24 protein-coding genes are annotated in these 24,870 nt (G+C 65.6%); 18 read left to right on the top strand and 6 right to left on the bottom strand.

The genetic code is table 11. The features are described 5' to 3' along the window. Positions 1–86: 86 nt before the first annotated feature. Together ACU0AG_RS12350 and ACU0AG_RS12345 are read left to right on the top strand one after the other, a co-directional pair. The gene (locus tag ACU0AG_RS12350) at positions 87–938 is read left to right on the top strand and encodes an oxygenase MpaB family protein (protein ID WP_482782583.1); all 852 of its coding nucleotides are present in this window, start codon (positions 87–89) and stop codon (positions 936–938) included. Positions 939–961: 23 nt separating this feature from the next. Beyond that, the gene (locus tag ACU0AG_RS12345; RefSeq protein ID WP_482782582.1) at positions 962–1,588 is read left to right on the top strand and encodes a glutathione S-transferase family protein; all 627 of its coding nucleotides are present in this window, start codon (positions 962–964) and stop codon (positions 1,586–1,588) included. 103 nt (positions 1,589–1,691) lie between these two features. On the opposite strand, the gene ACU0AG_RS12340 is transcribed toward ACU0AG_RS12345, so the two are convergent. Beyond that, complete coding sequence (locus ACU0AG_RS12340; protein WP_482782581.1) at positions 1,692–2,285, bottom strand: J domain-containing protein; 594 nt, start codon at positions 2,283–2,285, stop codon at positions 1,692–1,694. A 97-nt stretch (positions 2,286–2,382) separates the two neighbouring features. On the opposite strand from ACU0AG_RS12340, the gene ACU0AG_RS12335 reads away from it, so the two are divergent. From ACU0AG_RS12335 to ACU0AG_RS12315, 5 genes are read left to right on the top strand one after another with little or no spacing between them, the layout of a single operon-like run. After that, on the top strand, positions 2,383–2,634 hold the full coding sequence (locus ACU0AG_RS12335; RefSeq protein WP_482782580.1) for a BolA family protein: 252 nt from the start codon (positions 2,383–2,385) through the stop codon (positions 2,632–2,634). Next, positions 2,627–3,076, top strand: coding sequence for an NUDIX hydrolase (locus ACU0AG_RS12330; protein ID WP_482782579.1), 450 nt, complete (start codon positions 2,627–2,629; stop codon positions 3,074–3,076). The genes ACU0AG_RS12335 and ACU0AG_RS12330 overlap by 8 nt, the downstream gene beginning before the upstream one ends. Then, the gene (locus ACU0AG_RS12325) at positions 3,073–3,951 is read left to right on the top strand and encodes a pirin family protein (protein WP_482782578.1); all 879 of its coding nucleotides are present in this window, start codon (positions 3,073–3,075) and stop codon (positions 3,949–3,951) included. Before ACU0AG_RS12330 ends, ACU0AG_RS12325 begins: the two co-directional genes overlap by 4 nt. A 21-nt stretch (positions 3,952–3,972) precedes the next feature. Beyond that, positions 3,973–4,785, top strand: coding sequence for an SDR family NAD(P)-dependent oxidoreductase (locus ACU0AG_RS12320; protein WP_482782577.1), 813 nt, complete (start codon positions 3,973–3,975; stop codon positions 4,783–4,785). After that, positions 4,782–5,678 (top strand): alpha/beta fold hydrolase, encoded by an 897-nt coding sequence (locus ACU0AG_RS12315; protein ID WP_482782576.1) that lies wholly within the window; start codon positions 4,782–4,784, stop codon positions 5,676–5,678. The genes ACU0AG_RS12320 and ACU0AG_RS12315 overlap by 4 nt, the downstream gene beginning before the upstream one ends. Here the strand turns inward: ACU0AG_RS12315 and ACU0AG_RS12310 are convergent. Further along, a complete protein-coding gene (locus tag ACU0AG_RS12310; protein ID WP_482782575.1) occupies positions 5,675–6,763 on the bottom strand; it encodes a DUF2332 domain-containing protein in 1,089 nt (362 codons plus the stop codon). The two genes, ACU0AG_RS12315 and ACU0AG_RS12310, sit on opposite strands and share 4 nt — an antisense overlap. A gap of 45 nt (positions 6,764–6,808) precedes the next feature. Between ACU0AG_RS12310 and hisG the strand changes: the two genes are divergently transcribed. The 8 genes from hisG (at position 6,809) to ACU0AG_RS12270 (ending at position 15,597) form a co-directional block, all read left to right on the top strand. After that, positions 6,809–7,498 (top strand): ATP phosphoribosyltransferase, encoded by a 690-nt coding sequence (gene hisG / locus ACU0AG_RS12305; RefSeq protein ID WP_482782574.1) that lies wholly within the window; start codon positions 6,809–6,811, stop codon positions 7,496–7,498. Then, positions 7,495–8,790 carry a histidinol dehydrogenase gene (gene hisD, locus ACU0AG_RS12300; protein ID WP_482782573.1) on the top strand — a complete coding sequence of 432 codons (1,296 nt, stop codon included), beginning with the start codon at positions 7,495–7,497 and terminating at the stop codon, positions 8,788–8,790. Before hisG ends, hisD begins: the two co-directional genes overlap by 4 nt. Further along, the gene (gene nusB, locus ACU0AG_RS12295) at positions 8,787–9,257 is read left to right on the top strand and encodes a transcription antitermination factor NusB (protein ID WP_482782572.1); all 471 of its coding nucleotides are present in this window, start codon (positions 8,787–8,789) and stop codon (positions 9,255–9,257) included. Before hisD ends, nusB begins: the two co-directional genes overlap by 4 nt. A gap of 16 nt (positions 9,258–9,273) precedes the next feature. Further along, positions 9,274–10,131, top strand: a complete 858-nt coding sequence (gene thiL, locus ACU0AG_RS12290) for a thiamine-phosphate kinase (protein ID WP_482782650.1) — start codon at positions 9,274–9,276, stop codon at positions 10,129–10,131. A gap of 186 nt (positions 10,132–10,317) precedes the next feature. After that, positions 10,318–12,402, top strand: coding sequence for a sodium-translocating pyrophosphatase (locus tag ACU0AG_RS12285; RefSeq protein ID WP_482782571.1), 2,085 nt, complete (start codon positions 10,318–10,320; stop codon positions 12,400–12,402). A 204-nt stretch (positions 12,403–12,606) separates the two neighbouring features. Next, the gene (locus tag ACU0AG_RS12280) at positions 12,607–13,779 is read left to right on the top strand and encodes a GNAT family N-acetyltransferase (protein ID WP_482782570.1); all 1,173 of its coding nucleotides are present in this window, start codon (positions 12,607–12,609) and stop codon (positions 13,777–13,779) included. After that, positions 13,776–14,654, top strand: a complete 879-nt coding sequence (locus ACU0AG_RS12275; RefSeq protein ID WP_482782569.1) for a cupin-like domain-containing protein — start codon at positions 13,776–13,778, stop codon at positions 14,652–14,654. Before ACU0AG_RS12280 ends, ACU0AG_RS12275 begins: the two co-directional genes overlap by 4 nt. A gap of 22 nt (positions 14,655–14,676) precedes the next feature. Continuing rightward, on the top strand, positions 14,677–15,597 hold the full coding sequence (locus tag ACU0AG_RS12270) for an acyl-CoA thioesterase (RefSeq protein WP_482782568.1): 921 nt from the start codon (positions 14,677–14,679) through the stop codon (positions 15,595–15,597). Positions 15,598–15,702: 105 nt separating this feature from the next. On the opposite strand, the gene ACU0AG_RS12265 is transcribed toward ACU0AG_RS12270, so the two are convergent. Continuing rightward, complete coding sequence (locus ACU0AG_RS12265; protein ID WP_482782567.1) at positions 15,703–16,518, bottom strand: universal stress protein; 816 nt, start codon at positions 16,516–16,518, stop codon at positions 15,703–15,705. 148 nt (positions 16,519–16,666) lie between these two features. On the opposite strand from ACU0AG_RS12265, the gene ACU0AG_RS12260 reads away from it, so the two are divergent. The 3 genes from ACU0AG_RS12260 to ACU0AG_RS12250 all read left to right on the top strand — a co-directional run bounded on the left by ACU0AG_RS12260 (position 16,667) and on the right by ACU0AG_RS12250 (position 21,232). After that, on the top strand, positions 16,667–18,193 hold the full coding sequence (locus tag ACU0AG_RS12260; protein ID WP_482782566.1) for a carotenoid oxygenase family protein: 1,527 nt from the start codon (positions 16,667–16,669) through the stop codon (positions 18,191–18,193). Positions 18,194–18,316: 123 nt separating this feature from the next. Then, positions 18,317–20,137: a DUF885 domain-containing protein gene (locus ACU0AG_RS12255; RefSeq protein ID WP_482782565.1), complete on the top strand. Its 1,821-nt coding sequence runs from the start codon at positions 18,317–18,319 to the stop codon at positions 20,135–20,137. Positions 20,138–20,329: 192 nt separating this feature from the next. Next, positions 20,330–21,232, top strand: a complete 903-nt coding sequence (locus ACU0AG_RS12250; protein WP_482782564.1) for an OmpA family protein — start codon at positions 20,330–20,332, stop codon at positions 21,230–21,232. Between the two features lie 42 nt (positions 21,233–21,274). Here the strand turns inward: ACU0AG_RS12250 and ACU0AG_RS12245 are convergent, their stop codons facing one another. Genes ACU0AG_RS12245 through uvrC form a run of 3 tightly spaced genes read right to left on the bottom strand, consistent with a single transcriptional unit; the run spans position 21,275 to position 24,810 of the window. Next, the gene (locus ACU0AG_RS12245; protein WP_482782563.1) at positions 21,275–22,099 is read right to left on the bottom strand and encodes a hypothetical protein; all 825 of its coding nucleotides are present in this window, start codon (positions 22,097–22,099) and stop codon (positions 21,275–21,277) included. Positions 22,100–22,155: 56 nt separating this feature from the next. Next, complete coding sequence (locus ACU0AG_RS12240; protein WP_482782562.1) at positions 22,156–22,839, bottom strand: DUF6445 family protein; 684 nt, start codon at positions 22,837–22,839, stop codon at positions 22,156–22,158. 9 nt (positions 22,840–22,848) lie between these two features. Beyond that, a complete protein-coding gene (gene uvrC / locus ACU0AG_RS12235) occupies positions 22,849–24,810 on the bottom strand; it encodes an excinuclease ABC subunit UvrC (protein ID WP_482782561.1) in 1,962 nt (653 codons plus the stop codon). Between the last annotated feature and the right edge of the window lie 60 nt (positions 24,811–24,870).

Here is a 24,870-nt window from a genome sequence, read left to right as displayed (position 1 = left end):
CCCTGCAAGCAGTGGTTTGGGGCAAATGCCTCGCAATTTGACGAGCGCGTTTCCCTCCCGCCGCGTTCGCCCCTATACCGGCTGTCATGCCCGATCCGGTCGAATCGCTGCGCCTCAGGCTGGTATCGCAAGTGCGCGGGGTGTTTCACGACCAGTCCAAAGGCCAGCAACCTACCCCGCCTTCGGACGAGGCGCTGTTCGAGCGGGACAGCCCGATCCGGCAGGTGCACGCCGATATTGTCGGGATGATGACCGGCGGCGTGCGCGCACTGCTGCTCCAGATGCTCCATCCGGAAGCGCTGCAGGGCGTGCTCGACCATTCCAATTTCCGCGAGGACATGCACGGCCGCCTGCAACGCACGGCGCGCTTCATCGCGGTGACGACCTTCGCCCACCGCGACGAGGCGGCAAAAGCGATCGGGCGGGTGAACCGTATCCACGCGAAGGTCGGCGGCACCCTGCCCGATGGCACGCCCTACCAGGCAACCAATCCGCGCACGCTGGCATGGGTCCACGTGACCGAGGCGCAGAGTTTTCTCGCCGGATATCTGCGCCATGTCCGGCCCGATATGCCGGGCGCGGAGCAGGATGAATACTACCGCCAGTTCGCGGTGATTGCACGGATGCTCGGCGCAGATCCGGTGCCGGAAACCCGCGCCGAGGCGGACAGGATTTTCCGCGCCTTGCGCCACGATCTTCGCACTTCGCCGGAGGCCCGCGAGGTGGCGCAGCTGGTGCTGAGCCAGCGCCCCAAAGGCACGCCGCGCAGCGTGCAGACCATGATCACCGCCGATGCCGTGGCGATGCTGCCCGATTGGGCCCGCACCATGCTGCATCTGCAACGCCCGGTGCTGACCGCCCTGCCCGCCCGCGCCGCGACATGGGGCATGGGCCGCACCCTGCGCTGGGCGTTCCGGCAGGCACCGGCGCGCAAATAGGAACCACGGGGGAGAGACGATCCATGGCAGAATTCACCTTCTACACCGTCGCCATGAGCCGCGGGCAGATATCGCGCTGGGCGCTGCACGAGGCCGGCGCCGATTACGATCAGGTGGTGTTCGACTGGGCAACGCGGCCAGCGACCTTCAAGGACATCAACCCGATGAACAAGGTGCCCGCGCTGGTGCACCACTCGCAAGGCCAGGATCACGTCGTCACCGAATGTGCGGCGATCAACCACTACCTCGCCGAAACCCACCCCGCCAAAGGCCTGCTGCCAGAAAGCCACGAGAAAGCCGCCTATTTCCGCTGGCTGTTCTTCGGCGCCGGGCCGCTGGAACAGGCGGTGGTCGGAAGGGCGATGGGCTGGGAAGTGCCCGAAGGCAAGCAGGGCATGGCAGGCTTCGGCAGCCTCGACATGGTGCTCGATGCGCTGGACGGGTGGCTATCAAAGCATGATTTCATTGCCGGAAGCCGCTTCACCATGGCCGATACCTACGTGGGCAGCCAGTTCGTCTGGGGCCTGCGTTTCGGCTCGATCCCCGAGCGCCCGGCTTTCCGCGCCTATGTCGACCGGATCACCCAGCGCCCCGCCTATGCCGAGGCCAACGCCATCGACGCCGCGATCATCAAGGGCGCGCAGGGCTAGGCCCCTGCCCCGCCCCGGGCTTGACCCGGGGCCCAGCGGCGCTTTTTCTGACCGAACGGCGTCAAGAAAGCTGGGCCCCGGATCAGGTCAGGGGCGGAGGGCTTTACGCCAAGGCGGCGCTTTTCCTGAGCAGCTGGTAGGCATCGACCACCGCGGTCAGCCGCGCCTCGTGCCGCCGGTCGCCGCCGTTGCGGTCGGGATGGTAGCGCCGCACCAGTTCGGAATAGCGCCGCCGCAGCCGCGTGCGGTCGGTGTCGGAGCCGAGCCCCATCGTCTCCAGCGCCTGCGCTTCCTCGCGGCTGAAACGTCCGCCCATGGCGGTGCGCGCCTCGCGTTCGGCGCGGCTGCGGATGCCGCGGGCGCGGGCCGAAATGGCATCGAGCGGATCGGCATAATCGGCCCAGCGCGGCACGCCATCAATGCCCGCATCAGGGCGAAAGGCGCGGGTTTCGCTCTGCCAGCCTGCCAGCGGGGAGTGCGCGGCGATGATCTCCTCGGCGCTCATGCCCTCGAACCAGTCATACCCGGCGTTGAATTCGCGCACATGTTGCAGGCAGAACCAGCGCCATTCGCCCGGCCCGTCGAACCCGTGCGGACGGCGGCCGGGCGCACGGAACTCGCCCGGCTCGCGGCAGCCGGGCGCTTCGCATTCGCGCCCCGTGCTCTCGACGCGGCCATGGAATCGTGGTGAAGGCATAGCTCTTGAGAATGGCGATCCGGCTCCCAAGTTCCAAGCCTGATCTGCGCGCCCCTGCTTGCAAAGAAGGAAAGACCCGATGTCCGTTGCCGAGGAAATGCATGAGCTTCTGACTGCGGCCTTCGCCCCCACCCGCCTCGCGATCATCAACGACAGCGCGAAACACCATGGCCACATGGGCGACGACGGATCGGGCGAATCGCATTTCACCATCGAGATCGACGCAGCCGCTTTCATCGCAATGAACCGCCTCGCCCGCCAGCGTGCGGTGATCGCGGCGCTGGGTGACATTGTCGGCCAGCGGGTGCACGCGGTGGCGATCAAGGCGGGCGTGCCGGACAGTGCTTAATTCCGCACTGCGCCTGCGGCGGGCGGCGCGGATCATCGTGCTTGACCCCGAAGGACGGGCGCTGATGTTTCGCTATGATGTGCCGGGGCGCGATCCGTTCTGGGTCACGGCAGGCGGCGAGTGCGAGCCCGGCGAGACATTCGCCGATGCCGCCCGGCGCGAATTGCTCGAGGAGACCGGCATTACCGCCGATCCCGGCCCTGAAATCGCCCGCCTGACCCCCGAATTCGTCACCGTCGAGGGCGAGCCGGTGCAGGCCGACGAACGCTTTTTCATCGTCCATGTGGCAGACGCGCGGATCGACACCTCTCGGCACACCGCGCTGGAGCAACAGCTGATGACGCAGCACCGCTGGTTCACCCGGGCGGAGCTTGCCAACTGGCCCGAAGCGGTCTTTCCTGTGACCATCAACGCCATGATCGAACAGGGCACGCGCAGATGATCACCCAGACTATCACCCCCGTCAGCCACGATCTGGGCGATTTCACCGTGCGCCGGGTGCTGCCTTCGAAGGCGCGCACCATGGTCGGCCCGTTCATCTTCGTGGACCAGTTCGGCCCCGCCGATCTGACCGGCGACGGGATGGGCGTGCGCCCGCACCCGCACATCAATCTGGCGACCGTGACATGGCTGTTCGATGGCGCGATCGACCACCGTGACAGCCTTGGCACCTTCGCCACGATCCGCCCGGGTCAGGTCAATCTGATGACCGCAGGGCGCGGGATCGTCCATTCCGAACGCAGCCCCAAGGGCGAGCTTGCGACCAACCCCGGCATGTTCGGGATGCAGACCTGGCTGGCGCTGCCCGACGGGCGCGAGGAGATCGACCCTGCTTTCGAGGCGGTAACCGATCTGCCGGTGGTGGCAGACAAGGGCGCGAAAGCATGGGTGATCATGGGCAGCCTGTGGGGCAGCCGTGCGCCGACGACGACCTATGCCGAAACGATCTATGCCGACATCGTGCTGGAGCCGGGCGGCGCAATCCCTCTGGATGCCGGGGCTGACGAGCGCGCGGTGATGCTGGTTGACGGCGCGGCCGAGGTCGATGGCGTGGTGCTGGAACGCTACCAGCTTGCGGTGCTCGCACCGGGCAAGGCGATGCGGCTTTCCAGCGCAACCGGCGGGCGGGTCATGCTGCTGGGCGGCGAGGCCTTTACCACCCCGCGCCACGTGTTCTGGAACTTCGTCAGTTCGGACCGCGAACGGATCAATCAGGCCAAGGAAGACTGGCAGCAGGGCCGCTTTCCCGCCGTCCCCGGCGACGAGGACGAATTTATCCCCTTGCCCGAAAAGCCCAAGACCGTCAGCTATCCCTGAAAACAGCTTCGGGAGAGAATGATGGATTTTGCTGGCAAGGTGGCGTGGATCACCGGTGCATCATCGGGAATCGGCGCGGCGCTGGCGCGGGAACTGGCGGCACGCGGCGCACATGTGGTGCTGTCAGGGCGGGACGAAGCGCGACTGGCCGAGGTTGCAGCGGATTGCGGTGGGAGCCTGTTGCTGCCCTTTGACGTTCGCGATGAAGCCGCGCTCGCCGACGCGACCGCCAAGGCCATCGCGTGGAAGGGCGGCGTCGACATCGCCTTTGCCAATGCCGGCATCTCGCAGCGCAGCCGCGCACTGACGACCGCAATGCAGGTCTATCGCGACATCATCGACGTCGATCTCACCGCGCAGATCGCCTTTGCCCAAGGCCTGATCGGCCATATGGCCGGGCGTGGCTCCGGCGCGCTGGGGTTCATTTCCTCGATCGCAGGCAAGGTCGGGGTGCCGATGCGCACCGCCTATTGCGCGGCCAAGTTCGGTCTGGCGGGCTATGCCGATGCCTTGCGGGGCGAATTGTCGCAGAGCGGGGTCAGCGTCCACACCATCTTTCCCGGATCGGTCGCCACCAATGTCTCGCGCAATGCGCTGACTGCCGCCGGGGAGGCGCGCGGCAAGTCCGATCCGGCGATCGACAACGGCATTCCCGCCGATGTCGCGGCAAAGGCAATGCTCGACGGCATGGCGGCGGGGACCCGCGAGATCATCGTCGCCGAAGGCAGCGAGCTGGCGATGGGCGAATTGCGCCGTACGCCCGATGCGCTGTTCGATCAGATCGCGGGCCTGGTCGCGAAGGGCTATATGGAAAAGCTGGAGGCGGCCGAATGAGCGGGTTCGATCTGAAGCGCGTGGCGCTGCCGAACGGCATCCATCTCAACATCGTCGATGAAGGACCGGTCGATGCGCCGGTGCTGATCTTCCTCCACGGCTTTCCCGAAAGCCACCGCACATGGCGGCACCAGATCGCGCATTTCAGCGACCGGTTCCGCTGCATCGCGCCCGACCAGCGCGGCTATCGCGCCTCGTCGAAGCCGCAGGAGGTGAGCGCCTATACTCCCGACAAGCTGATCGGCGATGTGTTCCTGCTGGCCGACGCGCTGGGGATCGCGCAGTTCACCATCGTCGGCCACGACTGGGGCGGCGCGATTGCCTGGGGTGTCGCGATTGGCGGGCAACATGCGAGAGTCACCCGCGCGGTGATTGCCAATGCGCCCCATCCGGTGATCTTCCAGAAACTGCTCTACACCAACCCGGTCCAGCGCGAGGCGAGCCAGTACATCCGCGGCTTCCGCGATCCTGCCAATGACCCGCTGGTCAAGGAGCACGGGCTCACCGGCCTGCTGCTGAAGGAAGTGAAGTGGGACCGCCCGAGCAAGATGGAACCTGAAGAGCGCGACGCTCTGCTGCTCGACTGGCAGAACCGCGATGCGGCCTTCGGGATGCTCAACTACTACCGCGCCAGCCCGATCGACGTGCCGACGATGGACGCGCCCTTCGCGATCCCTGAAGGCTGGACGCCCCCTGCCCTGCCGAAGCTGACCATCCCGACGCTGGTGATCTGGGCGCTGGACGATCTCGCCCTGCCGCCCGAAAACCTTGAAGGGCTGGAGGATATCATCGATCCGCTCACCATCGTGCAGGTGCCGGATTGCGGGCATTTCGTGCCGTGGGAAGCGCCGGAGGCGGTGAACGCGGCGATGGAGGCATTTCTGGCAGACTAACCGGCGAGCCACTCAACCCATGCCCCATGCGGATGGGCGTGGGACAGCAGGTGCTCCTCGCCGTGGTGGCTGGCGCCGTCCCACAGGCGCACGCGCAATTCGTGGCGGAAGGTCGCAGGGTCGGTCTCCAGAGCGATCCAGCCGAGCGGGGTCTCGGGGGTCGCTTCGGCACCCTTTGCCTCGAACGCTGCGGTGATCCGCGCTTGCGTGGCGGCGGGCATGTATTGCCACATGATCGAATGGAACATCACCCGCGCCGTCCCTGACTGCGGCGGGCGGGCAAGCATCGCGGCGGCAAAGTCCCCCGCATCGGCGGCGACCAGATCGGGCGGCTGATCGCCCGCCAGCGCAATCGCCGCGTCGATCCGTGCCAGCCGCTCGCCCGCATCGGGCCAGACATAGGCTTTCAGGCGCAGCGCCGCCTCCGGATCGGCGAGGTTGATCGGTGCAATGTCGCAGCCCTTCACCCCCGTGATCGCGAACCCGGCAGGCGGCGCGGGAGGCGATGCACCGCGCCATTCGGGCACAATCCGCATGGGCGAATGCGGCGGCCCCACTTCGGCCTCACCCAGCCGGAAGAAATAGCGGTCGATCATGGTGTTGACCCCGGCGCTTGCGCCCAGCTCGAACAGATCGAACCGCGGCACCTGCACCCGCTGCGCCAGCCACAGGAGTCCTGCCATGATGCTCGCCGCACGGCCTGCCTCGTTGGTCTGCGGCGGCCCGTCGAGCCATGGCAGCAGCCGCGCATCGAAGCGATGCGTGAGGTCCAACACCAAAGCGTCCACCTCGGCCTGATCGGTCATCGCGCCCGAATAGACCGCCGCCAATCGTTCGTCCGCGCCGGTCAGCAGCAGGTGGTGAAACCCGCCCGCGATCCTGAGCGGCATCGCATCCTTGAGCGTCAGGCCCGGCCAGCCTGCAATCCGCCGCCCGGTCGCCGTGTCGCTGGCACGCACGCACGCCAGCGCCCGGATCACCCGTGCAGTCGCAGGCGCTCCGTTTTCCTCGGCATGACGGGCCTGCCAGTCGAGCGCTGCGGCAAAGTCTTCCAGCGCCATGATTCCCTGATCCGCCGTCGCCATTGCCATTGCCCTTTCGCCCGTCCGCCCTTAAGTGCGCGGGCGATCATGACCAGCATTGGCAATCCAAACAATCCCGGACAGCTGACCTTCGCTGTCCCCAAGGGGCGCATTCTCGATGAAGCGCTGCCGGTGATGGCGCGTGCCGGGGTGGAACCCGACGCCGAGTTCCACGATCCCAAGAGCCGCGCCCTGTCCTTCGGCACCAACCGCCCGGACATGCGCCTGATCCGCGTGCGCGCCTTTGATGTGGCGACTTTTGTCGCGCACGGAGCAGCGCAGATCGGGATTGTCGGATCGGATGTGATCGAGGAATTCGACTACGCCGATCTCTATGCGCCGGTCGATCTCGGCATCGGGCTGTGCCGCCTGTCCGTCGCCCGGCTGGCAAGCGACGCGGATCAGGCGGGCAGCGCCAGCCATCTGCGTGTGGCGACCAAGTACCCCAATCTCACCCGCCGCCATTTCGAGGCCGCCGGGGTGCAGGCCGAATGCGTCAAGCTGAACGGCGCGATGGAGCTCGCCCCTTCGCTGGGTCTGGCGCGCCAGATCGTCGATCTGGTCTCGACTGGCAAGACGCTGAAGGAAAACGGCCTTGTCGAAACCGATGTGATCATCGAGATTTCCGCGCGCCTGATCGTCAACCGCACCGCGCTGAAAACCGACCCGCGGGTTGCCGCGCTGGTCGCCGCGTTCCGGCGCGATGCCGAAAGCCGCAGCGAGGCACAGGCCGCATGACCCCGATCCTCTCTACGCTCGATCCCGATTTCCCGCACAAGTTCGACCGGATCGTCGATGCCCGTCGCGAATCCGACAGCGATGTCGCGGGCCAGGTCGCCGATATTCTCCAGACGGTGAAGCTGCGCGGCGATGCGGCGCTGGTGGAATATACGCAGCGCTTCGATGGCTATGCGCTGACTGACGAGGCCGACTGGTCGATTTCGCGCGAACGGTGCGAGCAGGCCTACCGCGAACTTGCGCCCGATCTGCGCGATGCGCTGGAACTCGCCGCTGCCCGCATCCGTGCCTATCACGAAGCGCAGCTGCCGCAGGATCGCGATTACACCGATGCTGCCGGCGTTCGGCTGGGCGCGATCTGGCGGGCGGTGGATGCCGCGGGGCTCTATGTTCCCGGCGGGCGGGCGGCCTACCCTTCATCGCTGCTGATGAATGCCATCCCGGCGCGGGTCGCAGGTGTCGAACGGCTGGTGGTCGTCACCCCGACGCCCAAGGGTCAGTCGAACCCGATGGTGCTGGCTGCCGCACATATCGCGGGTGTGGACGAGATCTGGCGCGTCGGCGGCGCGCAGGCGGTGGGCGCGCTGGCCTATGGCACCGATCGCATCCGCCCGGTCGATGTCATCACCGGCCCCGGCAATGCCTGGGTGGCGGAAGCCAAGCGCCAGCTTTACGGCGTGGTCGGCATCGACATGGTCGCCGGGCCTTCGGAAATCCTCGTCATCGCCGATGGAAAGAACGATCCCGACTGGATCGCTGCCGACCTGCTGTCGCAGGCCGAACATGACCCGACCTCGCAATCGATCCTGATCACCGACGACGCCGGGTTTGCGCGGCAGGTTGAGGATTGTGTCGACTTGCAGATCACCCGGCTCGCGACCGGCAAGACCGCCCGCGCCAGCTGGGACGCGCACGGCGTGATCATCGTCGTCAACGATCTGCTGGCCGAAGCCCCCGCCCTCGCCAACCGGCTAGCCGCCGAGCATGTCGAGCTGGCGGTCGACGATCCCGAGCCGCTGATGCGTGCCATCCGCCATGCGGGCAGCATCTTCCTTGGCCGGATGACACCCGAGGCCGTGGGCGATTATGTCGCCGGCCCCAATCACGTGCTGCCCACCGGGCGCCGCGCACGCTTTTCCAGCGGGCTTTCGGTGCTCGATTTCATGAAGCGCACCAGCTTTCTGGGGCTCGATGCAGCCTCCTTCGCCGCAATCGGCCCCGCCGCCGCAACCCTCGCCCATGCCGAGGGGCTGCCTGCCCACGCCAAGTCCGTGGAACTGAGGATCAAATGAACCAGCCCGCCCGTTCCAAAGCCCGCTCCGCAGCGCGGCTCGCCGCCGTGCAGGCGCTCTACCAGCAGCATATGGAGGGCACCGCGCTTGCCCGCCTGCTCGACGAATTCCACCAGCACCGCCTGGGCCGCACCATCGACGATGATGATTTCGACGATGCCGAATATGCCGATGCCGAAGTGCCGTTTTTCGACGATGTGGTGCGCGGCGTGGATGCCCGGCGCGACGAGATCGACACGGTGCTGTCCGGAAAGCTGGCTGCAGGGTGGAGCCTGACGCGGCTCGACAAGGCGATGTTGCAGGTGCTGCGCGCAGGCACCTACGAACTGCTGGCCCGCGCCGATGTGCCGCCGGCCGTCGCGATCAACGAATATGTCGAAGTCGCCAAGGCGTTCTTTGACGACGGGCAGGCAAAATTCGTGAACGGCATTCTCGATGCCGTGGCCAAGGATGTGCGCGCAGGGTAACACAGCGTTCATGGCCATGAACGAACCCGAATTCATCGCCGCCTTGCGCCGTCTGCCGCTGCATACCGGCGCCCGCAATCTCGACGATGATTGCGCGTTGATCACCATCGGCGGCGAAACGCTGGTCATCAATCACGAGATGATGGCCGAAGACACCCATTTCCGCCCCGATGCCGATATGGCCGATGTGGCATGGAAGCTGGTGACGACCAACCTTTCGGACCTTGCCTCCAAAGGCGCAGAGCCGGTCGGGGTGCTGCTGGGCCATGCGCTGGGGCGCGACGATGCCCGCTTCCTCAAAGGCCTGCGCGAGGCGCTGGAGGCCTATGATGTGCCGCTGCTGGGCGGCGATACGGTCGCGGCGACCGGCGCGAGCACCTATGCCATGACCGCGATCGGGCGTGCCACCCATCATCCCGTCCCCGCCCGCGCAGGAGCGAAGGCGGGCGATGCGATCTATGTCACCGGAACCATCGGCTGCGCGCTGCTCGGGTTCGAGGGTGTGGCCGAACACCGCGCTGCCTTTGACCGGCCGCTGCCGCGCCTTGCCGAAGGGCGGGCACTTGCCCCGCTGGTCAGCGCGATGATGGATATCTCCGACGGGCTGCTGCTCGATTGCTGGCGGATGGCGAGCCTCAACCGCATGACCTTCGCGCTCGATCCCGATGCGATTCCTGTTGCCGACAGGGACCGCCGCGACGACTGCGTCCGCTGGGGCGATGATTACGAACTGCTGTTCACCGCTGCCCCGGACACGGTGCTGCCGGTTGCCGCCAGCCGGATCGGCACTGTGCGGGAAAGCGGCTCTGCACCCCTGCTTTACGGGGCAACACCCCTGACCAGCCCGGCCAATCTCGGCTACCGGCACGGCTAGGCCGCGCCTGCCCCTTACCAAAACTGCTGAAACCCGCGCAAAACCGGGCTGTGCCGGGGCAAGCAGGCTTGCCAGCCCTTTGCGACTCCGTATGACTATGCCCCCTGCGCCCGAGGGATCAAAAGAGGCGCATGCTCCCCGCAAGGGTTGCAACATAAAAACGAGAGGGGATTACTCGTGGATTTATTGCTCATATCGATTGGGCTGGGGGTGCTTGCCATCGTCTATGGCTTCATCACCAGCAGGCAGGTGCTCGGCGCGGATGCCGGCAATGCCAAGATGCAGGAAATCGCCGCCGCCATTCAGGAAGGCGCGCAAGCTTATCTCAAGCGTCAGTACACTGCGATTGCCATGGTCGGCGTGATCGTGGCGGTGATCGTCGCGGCAACGCTGGGTGCGATTCCGGCGGTCGGCTTCGTGATCGGCGCCGTGCTTTCGGGCGTTGCGGGCTTTATCGGCATGAACGTGTCGGTGCGCTCGAACGTGCGCACCGCAGCGGCAGCCCAGGCGGGCCTGCAACAGGGCCTGACACTCGCCTTCCGCGCGGGCGCGATCACCGGCATGCTGGTGGCAGGTCTCGCGCTGCTCGCGATTGCGGTGTTCTTCTGGTATCTGACCGGCCCCGCCGGCCTTGCCGCGGATAGCCGTCCGGTGGTGATCGGCCTGTCGGCGCTGGCACTGGGCGCCTCGCTGGTGTCGATCTTCGCCCGTCTGGGCGGCGGGATCTTCACCAAGGCGGCTGACGTCGGCGCGGACCTCGTCGGCAAGGTCGAGGCCGGCATTCCCGAAGATGACCCGCGCAACCCCGCCGTGATCGCCGATAACGTCGGCGACAACGTGGGCGACTGCGCCGGCATGGCGGCCGACCTGTTCGAGACCTATGTGGTCACCGTCGGCGCCACCATGGTGCTGACCGCGCTGCTGCTGAAGGGTGCCGAGAACCTCGCCGCCCTGATGGCGCTTCCGCTGCTCATCGGCGGCGTGTGCATCGTCACCTCGATCATCGGCACGTACTTCGTGCGACTGGGCGGGTCGAACAACATCATGGGCGCAATGTACAAGGGCTTCCTTGTCACCGCCGTGCTGTCGGTTCCGGCAATCTGGTGGGCGACCGGCTTTGCGCTGGGCGACATGGAAACCGCCATTGCCGGCCAGGATTTTAACGGCCGCACCCTATTCTACTGCGGCTTCCTGGGCCTGGTCATCACCGGGCTGATCATCTGGATCACCGAGTATTACACCGGCACCAACTACCGCCCGGTGCGCTCGATCGCCAAGGCTTCGGAAACCGGCCACGGCACCAACGTGATCCAGGGTCTGGCCATCAGCATGGAAGCGACCGCGCTGCCGACGCTGGTGATCTGCGCGGGCATCATCATCGCCTACCAGCTCGCAGGACTGATGGGGATCGCCTATGCGGCCACTTCGATGCTGGCACTGGCAGGGATGGTCGTGGCGCTCGACGCCTATGGCCCGGTCACCGACAATGCCGGCGGCATCGCCGAAATGGCGGGGCTGGATGATAGCGTCCGCGAAAAGACCGATGCGCTCGATGCCGTGGGCAACACCACCAAGGCCGTGACCAAGGGCTATGCCATCGGTTCGGCGGGTCTTGCGGCACTCGTGCTGTTCGCCACCTACACCGCTGACCTGCGCGAGCTGTTCGAGGGTGTGACGGTCGATTTCAGCCTTGAAAACCCCTACGTGATCGTCGGGCTGCTGCTCGGCGCTCTGCTGCCGTACCTGTTCGGCGCGATGGGCATGACGGCGGTGGGCCGTGCGGCGGGCGAAGTCGTCACCGACGTGCGTGACCAGTTCGCCAAGAACCCGGGCATCATGACCTACGAAACCAAGCCGGACTATGCCCGCACGGTCGATCTCGTCACCAAGGCAGCGATCAAGGAGATGATCGTCCCCTCGCTGCTGCCGGTGCTGGCGCCGATCGTGGTCTACTTCGTGATCACCGCGGTGGCAGGGCAGGCCAACGGCTTCGCCGCGCTGGGCGCCTTGCTGCTGGGCGTGATCGTGGGCGGGTTGTTCGTCGCGCTCTCGATGACCTCGGGCGGCGGCGCGTGGGACAACGCCAAGAAGTACATCGAAGATGGCAACCACGGCGGCAAAGGCTCGGAAGCCCACAAGGCCGCGGTGACGGGCGACACGGTCGGCGATCCCTACAAGGACACGGCTGGCCCGGCGGTCAACCCGATGATCAAGATCACCAATATCGTCGCGCTGCTGCTGCTTGCAGCACTGGCGGCAGGTGCGGCGTAAAGCCGATCATGGCCCTCAAGTAGCGAAGCGGTAGGGCCGCGAAGACTCCACCCCGCCGGTAGCAATTCCGGCGGGGTTTATTTTTGCCCGTGCGCCTGTCCCTGCATCGGACAGCGCCTTGTTGCGCTGAGGCTTTCTTAATCCGGCTGTGGCATCAGCCTTCCGGAACGCACGGATTGGCGTAGCAAGACGGGGTTAACGACGATGGACATGGCCAGTGCGAAAAGCTTTCGCACCAGCGCGGCAGATACGCAGCGCGCTGCCAATGGCCAGATGCGCCTGCTGACCCTCGCCGAAGTCGAAAGCCCGACCTTCATCACCGCATGGGAGCAACTGGCCGCCGCAGCCTGCGAGCCCAATCCCTTCTACGAGCCATGGTTTCTGCTCCCCTCGCTGCGGCAATGGGGCGCGGAGCACCGCGTGGTCATCAAGGCGTGGTTTACCGGCGGCAGGCTCGCCGGGCTGGTGCCGATCGTGCGCAGTGCGGAATACTACAGCCACTTCGTTACCCATGCGACCGGCTGGCTTCACGCCAATGCCTTCTGCGGCGTGCCGCTGATTGCTGCCGGACACGAGGACGCCTTCTGGCGGGCGTTGCTTGCGCATTTCGACCGGATGCCGCGCCGCGCGCTGTTCCTGCACCTGCCCAAACTGCCCGCCGAAGGCCCGGCCAATGCGGCGCTGGAGCGGGTGCTGGCCGCGTCTGGCCGGGTGCATTACGTGGTGGCCGAGGAAAACCGCGCTTTCCTGTGCGCAGACACCTCCGCCGCAGCCTATCTCGAAGCCTCCATGAGCGCCAAGAAGCGCAAGGAACTGCGCCGCCAGCACAACCGGCTGGCCGAAGAAGGTGCGCTGGCGTTCGAACGGGTCGAGGACGGCGAGGGTCTGGCCGGATGGACGCAGGAGTTCCTCGCGCTCGAAGCCGCAGGGTGGAAGGGGGCCGAAGGCTCTGCTCTCGCCAGCGCGCCCGATACCGCCACGCTGTTCACCGAAGCGCTGGCAGGGGCCGCAGCGGCAGGCCGGCTCGAACGGCTCGCGCTCCGGCTGGACGGGCGGGCGATCGCCATGCTGGCGAATTTCATCACTCCGCCCGGCGCCTACAGCTTCAAGACCGCCTTTGACGAGGATTACGGTCGGTTTTCGCCCGGCATGCTGTTGCAGCTGGAAAACCTCGCGCTGCTGGAACGCCCCGAGATCAAGTGGGCCGATAGCTGCGCAGTCGAAGGCCACCCGATGATTGAACGCCTGTGGCGTGGACAACGCCGCGTGGTCAGCCGGAACATCGCCATCGGCGGACCGGCGCGGCGCAGCCTGTTCCGCCTGCTGAAGGCTTACGAAACCCGTCCCCGCAAATCCCAACCGACGAGCCAGCCATGAACGCACCCGCCCGCTTTGCCGATGCCATGCCCGCAACCGTGTTCGACGAAGCGGCCCGCCGCCGCTTTGCCGCGCATTACCCCGAACAGCCCCACATTCTGCGCCACAGCCTGACCAGCCACCCGCTGCTGGAGATCGAGGCGCTCGCAGGGCTGGCCGAAAAGCTCCCGATCACCTCGGTCGAATACAACCGCGGCGATCTGCCGATCGGCGTGGATGGCAAGCCGGGTTCCAACGGCATGACCATTGCCGAAACCATCCGCAAGGTGGCCGAAGCGGAAAGCTGGGCGGTGCTCAAGAACATCGAACAGGTCCCGGCCTACCGCGATCTGCTGATGGGCCTGCTCGACGAAATCCGTCCCGAAATCGAGGCCGCGACCGGCGCGATGCTGACCCCGCAGGGCTTCATCTTCGTGTCCTCGCCGAATTCGGTCACGCCCTATCACTTCGATCCGGAGCACAATATCCTGCTCCAGATCCGCGGCAGCAAGGTGATGACCCAGTTCCCGGCGGGCGATACCCGCTTTGTGCCCGATGAAGCGCACGAGACTTACCATTCGGGCGGTCCGCGCGAATTGAAGTGGGATGATGCCATGCTCGCCCACGGCACCGAATTTCCGCTTTCGCCCGGCGAGGCGCTGTTTGTGCCCGTCATGGCGCCGCATTTCGTGAAGAACGGCCCCGCGCCGTCGGTGTCGCTGTCGATCACCTGGCGCAGCGAATGGAGCTACCGCGAAAGCGATGCGCGGATCATGAATGCGATCCTGCGCGAGAAGGGCTTCCGGCCCGCCGCACCCGGCCGCTTTCCGCAGCAGAACTATGCCAAGGCCTATGCCTTCCGCATCATGCGCAAGCTGGGATTGACGCGCACCTGAGCGCGAAGCATGGCCCTGTGCCATGACTGATGCGCCCACACCCGAAGAACTCGTCGCAGGCCTTGTCCGCCTGCTGACTGTCGAAAAGCGTGCCTCCGACATCTATGCCGGTCCGCCGCAGAAAGATGGGATCGGGCGGGTGTTCGGCGGACAGGTTCTCGCGCAGGCCTTGCAGGCGGCGCAGGCGAGCGTCACCGATGGCAAGTGCGCCCATTCGCTCCACGCCTATTTCCTGCGCGGCGGGCGGGAAGGCGCGCCGATCGAATACCGGATCGAACGCGATTTCGACGGGCGCAGCTTTGCCAACCGCCGGGTGGTGGCCAGCCAGGAAAACGAGGACGGCACATCCTCGCCGATCCTCAATCTCACGGCCAGTTTCCAACAGCCCGAACAGGGTCTGGAGCACGTCGATTCTCCCATGCCCGATGTGCCCGCCCCGGATGATCTGCGCAGCGACATGGAACAGCGCCGCGACATCGCCGCAGCGTGGGGTGACCGTTTGAGCGACCAGCAGCGCCGCATGATGCTGCGTCCGCGCCCGATCGAAATGCGCACCTGCGATGCGCTCCACTGGATGAGCAGCGAGCCGCGCGAACCGCGCGCGCACAGCTGGTTCCGGGTCTGCGCCCCCATAACCGGCGCGGATGACACGCCCGAACTGCACCGCGCCATCATTACCTATGCCAGCGACTACACGCTGCTCGGCACCAGCGCGCTGCCGCATGGCCTTTCGTGGATGCGGGGTGAACTGGTCGGCGCGAGCCTCGATCATGCCCTGTGGTTCCACCGGGATGCGCGCGCCGACGAATGGCTGCTCTACGCCACCGATGCCCCCTGGAGCGGCGGCGGGCGCGGCTTCAACCGGGGGCGTATCTTCAACCGCGCCGGCGAGCTTGTGGCGAGCGTCGCGCAGGAAGGCATGATGCGGAAGAGGGTGAAGTAAGCCCTTCGTCCTTGCAAGCGAAGCGAAGCAATCCATGAACTGATGGCTGCGCTGGGCGCAACCTCAGCCAATGGATTGCCGCCCCTTCGGCTCGCAATGACGGAGTTAATGGGCAAGAAGGATCGGCATCTGCGGTTCACTCAGCGTCCGCCGTGTCACCCCGCCCATCAGCATTTCGGCGAGCCGCGAATGGCCGTATGCTCCCATCACCATCAGCGATGCCTCGCGCAGCTGGGCGGCGGAGAACAGCGTGTCGGCGATTTTCGCCTGCCCTTGCGGAATTTCGACCATCTCGCATTCGATCCCGTGGCGGCTGAGATACTTCGCGCCATCGGTCGAAGGGAAGTCGAAGCGTTGCTTGTCGGCGGGCTCGGCTACGCTCACCAGCGTCACCTTGCACGAACAGGCCAGCAGCGGCACCGCCGCGCGCAGCGCGTGCGCGGCTTCGGCGGACCCGTTCCACGCCACCACCATCGGCGCGCTGACATCAAGGCTTTTGCAGTCTTCCGGCACGACCAGCACCGGCGAGCGCGCCTTCAGCACGAGATCACCGACCAGCGCCGAAGGGCCATGCCCGCCCTCGCCCGCCTGCACCGGTCCAACGATCACCACATCGGCGAGCGGTGAATGTTCGAGCAGCCGGTGCGGGGTAATGCCATAGGTGAACCGCCAGTCCCACGGCACACCTTCATGTTCGAGCACCGCTTCGGTATCGGCGCGCAGCTTTTCGGCGTTTTCTTTGATGACCGGCATCGCGGCCGCAATCGCCGAGCCGTAGAAATCGCCCGGCGCAAAGACTTCGTAGCTGATCGCCTGCAGACAGGTAATGTGGCCGTTGGTCGCCCGCGCAATATCCAGCGCCACCTGCAGTCGCGCCTTCATCGCACTGTCGTGGTCGATGTGCAGCAGAATCGATTTCATGGCAGGTCTCCCGTTGATGACACGACATATCGACCCGTCGGGTGCGGCTTGCCTTGATCGGGATCAAATTTGCGTCGCACCCTGCCCGATCTTACCAGCTTGCCAGCGCGCCTGCCATCGCTAGTCTTGCAATCCGGGAGGGAACCGAATGCAGATCACGCGCCATCCGCCAGTGAAAACAACGCTGGAGCCGTCGAACCACCCCTATCTGACAGGGCCATGGACGCCCTTGCACGAAGAGGTCGATGTTCCCGAACTGCCGGTGATCGCGGGCGAAATCCCTGCCGACATCGACGGCATCTACCTGCGCAACACCGAAAACCAGGTGCACCAGCCGCTGGGCCGCCACCATCCTTTCGACGGCGATGCGATGATCCATCAGGTCAATATCTCGGGCGGCAAGGCGAGCTACCGCAACCGCTTCGTGCGCACCCACTGCTTCGAGGCCGAGCAGATCGCGGGCCAATCGCTTTGGGGCGGATTGATGGATCCGTGGGGCACATCCAAGCGCCCCGGGTTCGGCGCACACGGAGGACTGAAGGACACCGGCAGCACCGATATCATCGTCCATGCGGGCACCGCCTATGCGACGCTGTACCAGTGCGGCGAGGCGTGGATGCTTGATCCTGTCACGCTTGGCAGCCGCGGCAAGGCGCCGTGGGTGCCACTCGATGGCATCTCGGCGCACCCCAAGGTGGACGAGGGGACCGGCGAGATGATGTTCTTCAACTATTCGAAGCACGCCCCCTTCATGCATTACGGCGTGGTCGACCGCACCGGCAGCCTCGTGCATTATGTGCCCGTTCTCCTGCCCGGCCCGCGCCTGCCGCACGACATGGCGATCACGCCGAACTGGTCGATCCTCAACGATATGCCGCTGTTCTGGGACAGGGAACTGCTGGGCAGCAACATTCATGCCGCACGGCTGCACCCCGGCGTGCCGACGCGCTTTGCCCTGATCCCGCGTCATGGCCAGCCGCAGGACATCCGCTGGTTCGAGGCAGAGCCGACCTACGTGCTGCACTGGACAAACGCTTGGGAGGAAGGCGACGAGGTGATCCTCGAAGGCTATCATCAGGCCAAGCCCATGCCCGATCCGCTGGAAGAAATGGGCCGTTACAGCCACATGATGGCCTATGTTGACGAACACTCTTTCCAAAGCCGCCTGCACCGCTGGCGGTTCAACCTGAAAACCGGCGAGACCCGCGAGGAGCGATTGTCCGACAAGATCGTCGAATTCGGGATGATCAACCCGCGCTACGCGATGCACAAGAGCCGCTACGTCTGGTCGACAACCACGCGGCCCGGCTGGTTTCTGTTCAATGGATACGTCCGACATGATACCGAGACGGGGCAAGAGCAGGTCTACCGCCTGCCTGAAGGGGTCTACGCAAGCGAAAGTCCGATGATTCCGCGCAAGCCCGCCTCAAGCAGCGAAGCGGTAGGCGAACAAGGGCTCGCGGAGGATGACGGCTATCTGATCACTTTCCTGATCGACGAAAACACCGGCACATCCGAATGCGCGATCGTTGATGCATCGGACATTACCAAAGGCCCGATCTGCCGCCTCGCCCTGCCGCACAAGATCTGTTCGGGGACGCATTCGGTCTGGGTCGAACACGATCAGCTGCGCAAGGATGCCGCCTTCCACGCAGCGCGATTTGCCGCGGCCTGACAGCGCAGCGTCACGACACCGGTCGACGGGCCAGCAACGCTCGTCGCCTGCGCTGTTGCGATGCGGCCGGTGCGGGCGTAGCGGGCGGACCATCCTGATCCCCTTTTCCGGGAGCCACATGTCATGTCTCTTCGCCTCGCCCTCGCCGCCTCGACCGCGCTGCTGCTTGCCGCGCCCCCCGCACTGGCCCAGACCGCCGCAGAACCTGCCGCAGCAGCCAGCCCCGCGCAGACCGAACATGACAAACTGTTCGCGCTGTTCGACGATGCCGACGCACGCGAACTGGCGCTCAATCCCCTCAATCGCCTGTTTCGCGGCGAGGACGAGGGGGCTGACCGGCTCGGCGATTTTCTCACCGACTCCGCGTTCCTCGCGGCGCGCACCGATACGCAGCTGAACCTCGCCCTGCTGGCTCAAATCGACCGGTCGAAGCTCTCGCCCACCGACAGCCTCGCCTACGACGTGTTCAAATACACCGAGGAGCAATCGCTGAAGGGTGCCAGCGACGAGATCCGCGCGCTGACCGAAGTGCGACCGATCAACCACTTCTTCGGGCTGCACACCTTTTACCCGCAATTCGCCAGCGGCACCGGGGTCGCGCCGTTCAAGACGCTTGCCCACTACGAAGACAACCTGAAGCGCCATGACGACTATCTCGATTTCGTCGAGCGGGCGATCGGCAAGTTCCGCGAAGGCATGGCGAGCGGCGTGGTCGAAACCCGCCTCACCACCGAGATCATGGTGACCCAGCTCGATACCCAGCTGGCCACACCGCTCGCGGATTCGCAGTTCATGGCGCCGGTAAAGTCCTTCCCCGAAGGCATTGCGCCCGAAGATCAGGCGCGCCTGACTGCCGCTTACGAGGCCAAGACCAAGGAACTCTACGCCGCCAACGCCGCGCTGCGCGATTTCCTGCGCGACGAATATCTGCCCGCCTCGCGCACCAGCATCGGCCTGTCGCAGATGAAGGGCGGCGCGCAGCTTTATGCCATGCTGGTCGAGGAATCGACCACGCTGCCGCTCGATGCCGAAACGATCCACCAGCTTGGCCTGTCGGAAGTGGCCCGGATCAAGTCAGAGCTGGAAAAGCTGAAGAAGGAAGTGCGCTTCAAGGGCACGCTCAACCAGTTCTTCGATTATGTCCGCACCGATCCCAAGTTCCAGCCCAAGACGCGCGAGGGGCTGACGCAGGATTATTACCGGATCGGGCGCGAGGTCGACGCCAAGATCGGCGACTATTTTTCGGTGCTGCCCAAGTCCCCGCTGGAAATCCGCCCCTACGACCCTTCGACCGAACAGTTCGAGGCGGGCGGCTCCTACCAGTCGGGCTCGCCCGATGGTTCGCGTCCGGGCGTGTTCTACTTCAATGCCTATGACCTGCCGAGCCGCCTGACGCCGGGCAATGTCACGCTCTACCTCCACGAAGGCGCGCCGGGGCACCACTTCCAGATCAGCCTTGCGCAGGAGAACGAAGCCCTGCCGGCCTTCATGCGCTATGGCGGGACGACCGCCTTTGTCGAAGGCTGGGCGCTTTATGCCGAGACGCTGGGCAACGAGATGGGCTTCTACAAGGACCCGTGGAACCGCTACGGCACGTTGCAGGACGAACAGCTGCGCGCCATGCGGCTGGTGGTCGATACCGGCATCCACGCCAAGGGCTGGACCCGCGATCAGGCGATCGACTTCATGATGAACAATTCGGGCATGACCCGCACCGAAGTGGTGGCCGAGGTCGATCGCTATATCGCCATTCCGGGGCAGGCGCTGGCTTACAAGATCGGTGCACTCAAGATCCAGGAACTGCGCCAGCGGGCGCAGACCAGGCTGGGCAAGCGGTTCGACATCAAGGCGTTCCACGATCAGGTTCTCAATACCGGCGGCCTGCCGCTGGAGATCCTCGAACAGAAGATCGACCGCTGGATTGCGAGCCAGACCGGCCAGTAAAACCGGTCGCCGCGTGGTGCGCGGCGGCTCGACTCATCGCATCCCCTGCCCCGGTTGCCCGCTCCTGTGGCATCCGGGGCCCATGCGTTCATCTGCGAGCAAGGTGTTGCCCAACAACCACCGCCTCGCGCATAACGCCAACAAGGGCCAACTATCCGGGATCGCCGGCCCGCACCACAGGAGCAAACCACTGTGACCAACATTTTCCGAACCTCGCGCCATGCGGCGCTGGCCGCCCTGCTGGGCGCTGCGGCTGCCACTGCGCTGCCCGCCCAGACGATGAACACTGCCGAACGCGGCGAAGTGCTGACTACGGTCTACGGCAATCTGCCGCCGATGGTGGAAATGAACGCCGGGCCGAAGGTCACCGGCATCATTTCCGCACGGCAGGGCCAGCGGATGCAGGTGACCGCCGATGATGGCTCCACCACTGTCGTCACCCTGCATCCCGAAACCGAAATCCGCACACGGGGCGGGTTTCTCGGCATCGGCAACAAGACCTTCGACCAGAGCGCGCTGATCACCGGCCTGCCGGTCATCATCAAGACCGCGCAATATGGTGACGGCCTCGTCGCCAGCGAAGTGCGCTTCACCAGCGATGATCGCCAGATCGCGGCGATGATCCGCGGCGGCACCTCGCAGCAGTTCGCCGAGCAAGGCGCCGCGATCAAGCAGAACGCTGCCGCCACCGAAGCCCTGCGCGGACGGCTTGGCGATATCGACAAGTACAACCTGAAAAGCACCACCAACGTCTATTTCGACAGCGGCAAGGCGGTGCTTTCGCCCGGTGCGCGGGCCGAGCTTTGCGCCGCAGCACAGCAGGCCAATGCCAACGACAATTCGCTGATGCTGGTGCTCGGCTACACCGATTCAACCGGCTCGCAAGAGGTCAATCAGGCCTTGTCGGAAAAGCGCGCCGCCGCCGTGGTCAACCACCTGCAACAGGTGTGCAAGTGGAAGCCCTATCGCATGCTGACGCCCACCGGCATGGCAACCGCGGATCCGGCGGCCGACAACACCACGCCCGCAGGCCGCGCCCAGAACCGCCGCGTTTCGGTGAACGTGCTGGTGAGCAAGGCGCTCGACGGGCAGTAAGCGCTATGGCTGCGGCGGCGATTATCCGTCGCCGCAGCCGTTTTACCAGACCGGCAGAACGCTGCCCATCCGGGTATTGGGTTCGCCGCCTTCGGGATGCGGCAGGCCCAGCATTCCGTTTACCGCCCGGCGCAGCGGGTTGGTGCAGGTGGCGGGGCCTTGTGCATAGTAGATGCGGCCCTCAAGCATGCGTTTTCCGGGATCGGGGTTCACGATCACCTGACCGGCATTGCCTGCATCTCCGCCTTCGGCGATCGGATCGCAGCGACGCAAGGCAATGCTGCCATCCGCCGCACGCTCGATCGCGGTGCAGACGAACGGCTGATAGAATTCCAGAATACGGGTGTTGCGCTGGTAAGACCCGCGCTCGTCGGAGAGTTGATACTGCGGATCGCGCTCCGCCAGATCGAGCGCGCCCGGCGCCACGCTTACCTGTTCGGGCGTTTGGCCGAAATAGCCGGCGATCTGGCGGACCATCGCTTGCTTGTAGGCCGCGCCCGCATACCACCGGTCAAACGCGGCAGCATCGGGGAAAGCCACTTCGGATCGCCAATTGACCGCGTTGCGCCAGCAATCGCCGAGCCGCAGCGTCTTGTCGCCCTGCCGGTCAACCGCAACGCCCGCAGGCAAGGCGAAGGCCTCGCTGACCAGAGTGGTCTCGTCCTCGAAATAGTCACCCTGACTGTCGATCTGAATGATCGCGACCGGCAGGCCAATGCACGACAGGAAAGCAAGCACCGACAGCGCCTGCACCGGGCGGCTGTACCACACTGCTTTCGGGGTCAGGCGGTACGCAAGAACAATCAGCGCCAGAACCGCTGCTGGCACCCCGAAAATGGCGACAAGGGAAAAGGCAAACTGGCTCACCCCGCCCTTGTAACCGCTGGCGGGTTAGAAATCGTAAACCTGCCTCCGCAGGAGCATCAGCTTCCGAACAGGAACATGTTGATGGTCAAACGCCCTGCGCCCGGATCGCTCGAAAGCGCGGCGGGATCGGGGATAATGCCCGAATGCAGCTGCCGCCCGCGATACAGCGCCAGCCGGTCAGGCCGCGCCTCGACCGCGCCGATCTGTTCATAGGCCGCACTGTCGCCCATCGGGTAGCCCGGCGGCGGCGGGCCGTATTCGCGTTCGTCCTCGGCCAGCGCGGCGGCAAAGGCGGCTTCGCGGGCAGGCGTAATCGCCTCGAAACCCGTGCGACGATGGCGGTAGAAAGCCGTGCCGCCGGTCTCCGGTCCGCCGAGATAATGCATGATCGCCACCCGCCCTGCATCCGAATGGTCGTGATGCGGGATGCGCTGGCGATCAGACAGCTGTTCCGGCGGCAGGGTGACGATCGAAAAAGCGGCGATCTCGCAATGCACCCCGCGAGTCAGGCCGAAAACCCGCGCCATCACCTGCATCATCAATTCGCGCCGCAGATCGAGGTAGGACGGATCGGCGAGCGCGCGGATGCCCGGATAGTCGACGCCCGCAGGGTGATATTGCGCCGCCATCCCCATCGCCCGCAGGCGTTCGGGCTGGCCGGTGAAATTGTCGATGATCACCAGCGGCTCGCCCTCGCGGCCAAGGCGTTCAACGGTGATGGAAGCATCGGGCAGGATCATGGCGCCAGTCTAGCCGCCCGCGTGGTAGAAGTCATAGACCTTGCGCGCCACGGTCGCGCTGACGCCGGGGGCGCGTTGCAGGTCTTCCAATGCGGCGGCGCGCACCTTGCTGGCCGTTCCGAAATGCAGCAGCAGCGCGCGCTTGCGGGCCGGACCGATGCCGGGGATTTCATCGAGCGGGCTTGCCGTGATCGCCTTCGACCGCTTGGCCCGGTGTGCGCCGATGACATAGCGGTGCACTTCGTCGCGCAGGTTCTGCAAGTGGAACAAGAGCGGCGAACCCGCCGGGAGCATCTTCTCGCGCCCGTCGGGAAAGTGGAACACCTCCCTCCCCTCGCGCCCGTGATGTGGTCCCTTGGCAATGCCGATCACCGCCACCTCGTCGGCAATGCCGATCTCCTCCAGCACCGCCATGACGCTGGAAAGCTGGCCTTTGCCGCCGTCGATCAGGATCAGGTCGGGGAGCGTGGTTTCATGTCCGCCCTCCTTCATCTCAGGGTTCTCCTCCCCTTCCGCGAAGTTGCGGAACCGCCGGGCCATCACCTCGCGCATCATCGCGAAGTCATCATTGGTCTGGGCCTCGCGGATGTTGAATTTGCGATACTGGCCCTTCTCGAAGCCCTCCGGCCCGGCGACCACCATCGCGCCCACGGCCTTGGTGCCCTGGATGTGGCTGTTGTCATAAACCTCGATCCGCTGCGGCGGGCTTTCGAGTTCGAGAAACTCGGCCAGTTCGCGGTTGAGCCGCGCCTTGGTGCCGGTCTCGGCCAGCCGCCGTTCGAGCGCCTCCACGGCGTTACGCTGCGCCTGCGCCATCAGCTTGCGCCGGTCGCCGCGTTCGGGGACCGAGAGCCGCACCTTTCGGCCGGCGAGTTCGGACAACGCGGCCTCGATCAGCTCGGTCTCGGGCAGTTCACGATCAACCAGGATCGTCGGCGGCGGGGGCACTTCCTCGTAGAATTGCAGCATCACATCGGCGAGCACCTGCGCCTCGTCCACATCCGCCGTGTGGCGCGGGAAGAGCGCGCGGTGGCCCCAGTTCTGCCCGCCGCGGATAAAGAAGGACTGGACGCTCATCTGCCCCTTGCTGGATGCCAGCGCGAAGACATCGGCATCGCCCAGCCCCTGCGCATTGATCGCCTGCGAGCCTTGAATGAAGGTCGCTGCCCGCAGCCGGTCCCGCAACATCGCCGCCGTCTCGAAATCGAGATTTTCCGCCGCCTCGGCCATCTGCCGCTCCAAGTCCGCCTGCACCGCGCCCGACTTGCCCGACAGGAAGTCCTTCGCCTGCCGCACCAGCGCGTCATAGCCCGGCTCGTCGATCCGCCCCACGCAGGGGGCCGAACACCGCTTGATCTGGTAGAGCAGGCACGGCCGGTCGCGGTTGTTGAAGAAGCTGTCGGTGCAGGATCGCAGCAGGAACAGCTTTTGCAGCGCGTTCAGCGTGGTGTTGACGCTGCCCGCACTGGCGAACGGCCCGTAGTAATTGCCCTTGGCCCGCCGCGCGCCGCGGTGCTTCTGGATGCGCGGGAAGGCGTGATCGGCGCGCAGCAGGATGAAGGGGAAGCTCTTGTCGTCGCGCAGCAGCACATTGAACGGGGGGCGGAAGCGCTTGATAAGCTGCGCTTCCAGAAGCAACGCCTCCGCCTCGGAATTGGTGGTGATGATCTCCATGCTGCGGGTCTGGCTGACCATGCGCTGGAGCCGGCCCGAAAGCTGCGCGATCTGGGTGTAGTTCGCCACCCGCGCCTTGAGGCTGCGTGCCTTGCCGACATAGAGCACCTCGCCGCGGGCATCGAGCATCCGGTAGACGCCGGGGACGGGCTTCAGCACCTTCACTGTCTCGCGGATCGCCTGCACCCCGCCTTCGAGATCGGGCTGCGCGCTCGCGACCGTATAGGCGGCGCGCTCCTCGTTGAAACGCTCCGCACCGCGGGGGTCGTGGGGGGTGCCGGCAGGGGTTTTGGCCATGCCCGCCAGATAGGGACGGAAGGGCGCGATTGGCAATTCCCGCATGTGCGCCTATCCGCG

It is taken from the genome of Erythrobacter sp. RANMB8 (genome assembly GCF_056848235.1).
The sequence above is the reverse complement of the archived record's forward strand: the minus strand, read 5'-3'. Positions and strand labels throughout refer to the sequence as shown.

Coding starts and splice junctions, on each gene's coding strand:
- ACU0AG_RS12350 (WP_482782583.1), top strand. CDS start 87: ATGCCCGATCCGGTCGAATCGCTGCGCCTCAGGCTGGTATCGCAAGTG.
- ACU0AG_RS12345 (WP_482782582.1), top strand. CDS start 962: ATGGCAGAATTCACCTTCTACACCGTCGCCATGAGCCGCGGGCAGATA.
- ACU0AG_RS12340 (WP_482782581.1), bottom strand. CDS start 2,285: ATGCCTTCACCACGATTCCATGGCCGCGTCGAGAGCACGGGGCGCGAA.
- ACU0AG_RS12335 (WP_482782580.1), top strand. CDS start 2,383: ATGCATGAGCTTCTGACTGCGGCCTTCGCCCCCACCCGCCTCGCGATC.
- ACU0AG_RS12325 (WP_482782578.1), top strand. CDS start 3,073: ATGATCACCCAGACTATCACCCCCGTCAGCCACGATCTGGGCGATTTC.
- ACU0AG_RS12320 (WP_482782577.1), top strand. CDS start 3,973: ATGGATTTTGCTGGCAAGGTGGCGTGGATCACCGGTGCATCATCGGGA.
- ACU0AG_RS12315 (WP_482782576.1), top strand. CDS start 4,782: ATGAGCGGGTTCGATCTGAAGCGCGTGGCGCTGCCGAACGGCATCCAT.
- ACU0AG_RS12310 (WP_482782575.1), bottom strand. CDS start 6,763: ATGGCGACGGCGGATCAGGGAATCATGGCGCTGGAAGACTTTGCCGCA.
- hisG (WP_482782574.1), top strand. CDS start 6,809: ATGACCAGCATTGGCAATCCAAACAATCCCGGACAGCTGACCTTCGCT.
- hisD (WP_482782573.1), top strand. CDS start 7,495: ATGACCCCGATCCTCTCTACGCTCGATCCCGATTTCCCGCACAAGTTC.
- nusB (WP_482782572.1), top strand. CDS start 8,787: ATGAACCAGCCCGCCCGTTCCAAAGCCCGCTCCGCAGCGCGGCTCGCC.
- thiL (WP_482782650.1), top strand. CDS start 9,274: ATGAACGAACCCGAATTCATCGCCGCCTTGCGCCGTCTGCCGCTGCAT.
- ACU0AG_RS12280 (WP_482782570.1), top strand. CDS start 12,607: ATGGACATGGCCAGTGCGAAAAGCTTTCGCACCAGCGCGGCAGATACG.
- ACU0AG_RS12275 (WP_482782569.1), top strand. CDS start 13,776: ATGAACGCACCCGCCCGCTTTGCCGATGCCATGCCCGCAACCGTGTTC.
- ACU0AG_RS12270 (WP_482782568.1), top strand. CDS start 14,677: ATGACTGATGCGCCCACACCCGAAGAACTCGTCGCAGGCCTTGTCCGC.
- ACU0AG_RS12265 (WP_482782567.1), bottom strand. CDS start 16,518: ATGAAATCGATTCTGCTGCACATCGACCACGACAGTGCGATGAAGGCG.
- ACU0AG_RS12260 (WP_482782566.1), top strand. CDS start 16,667: ATGCAGATCACGCGCCATCCGCCAGTGAAAACAACGCTGGAGCCGTCG.
- ACU0AG_RS12255 (WP_482782565.1), top strand. CDS start 18,317: ATGTCTCTTCGCCTCGCCCTCGCCGCCTCGACCGCGCTGCTGCTTGCC.
- ACU0AG_RS12240 (WP_482782562.1), bottom strand. CDS start 22,839: ATGATCCTGCCCGATGCTTCCATCACCGTTGAACGCCTTGGCCGCGAG.
- uvrC (WP_482782561.1), bottom strand. CDS start 24,810: ATGGCCAAAACCCCTGCCGGCACCCCCCACGACCCCCGCGGTGCGGAG.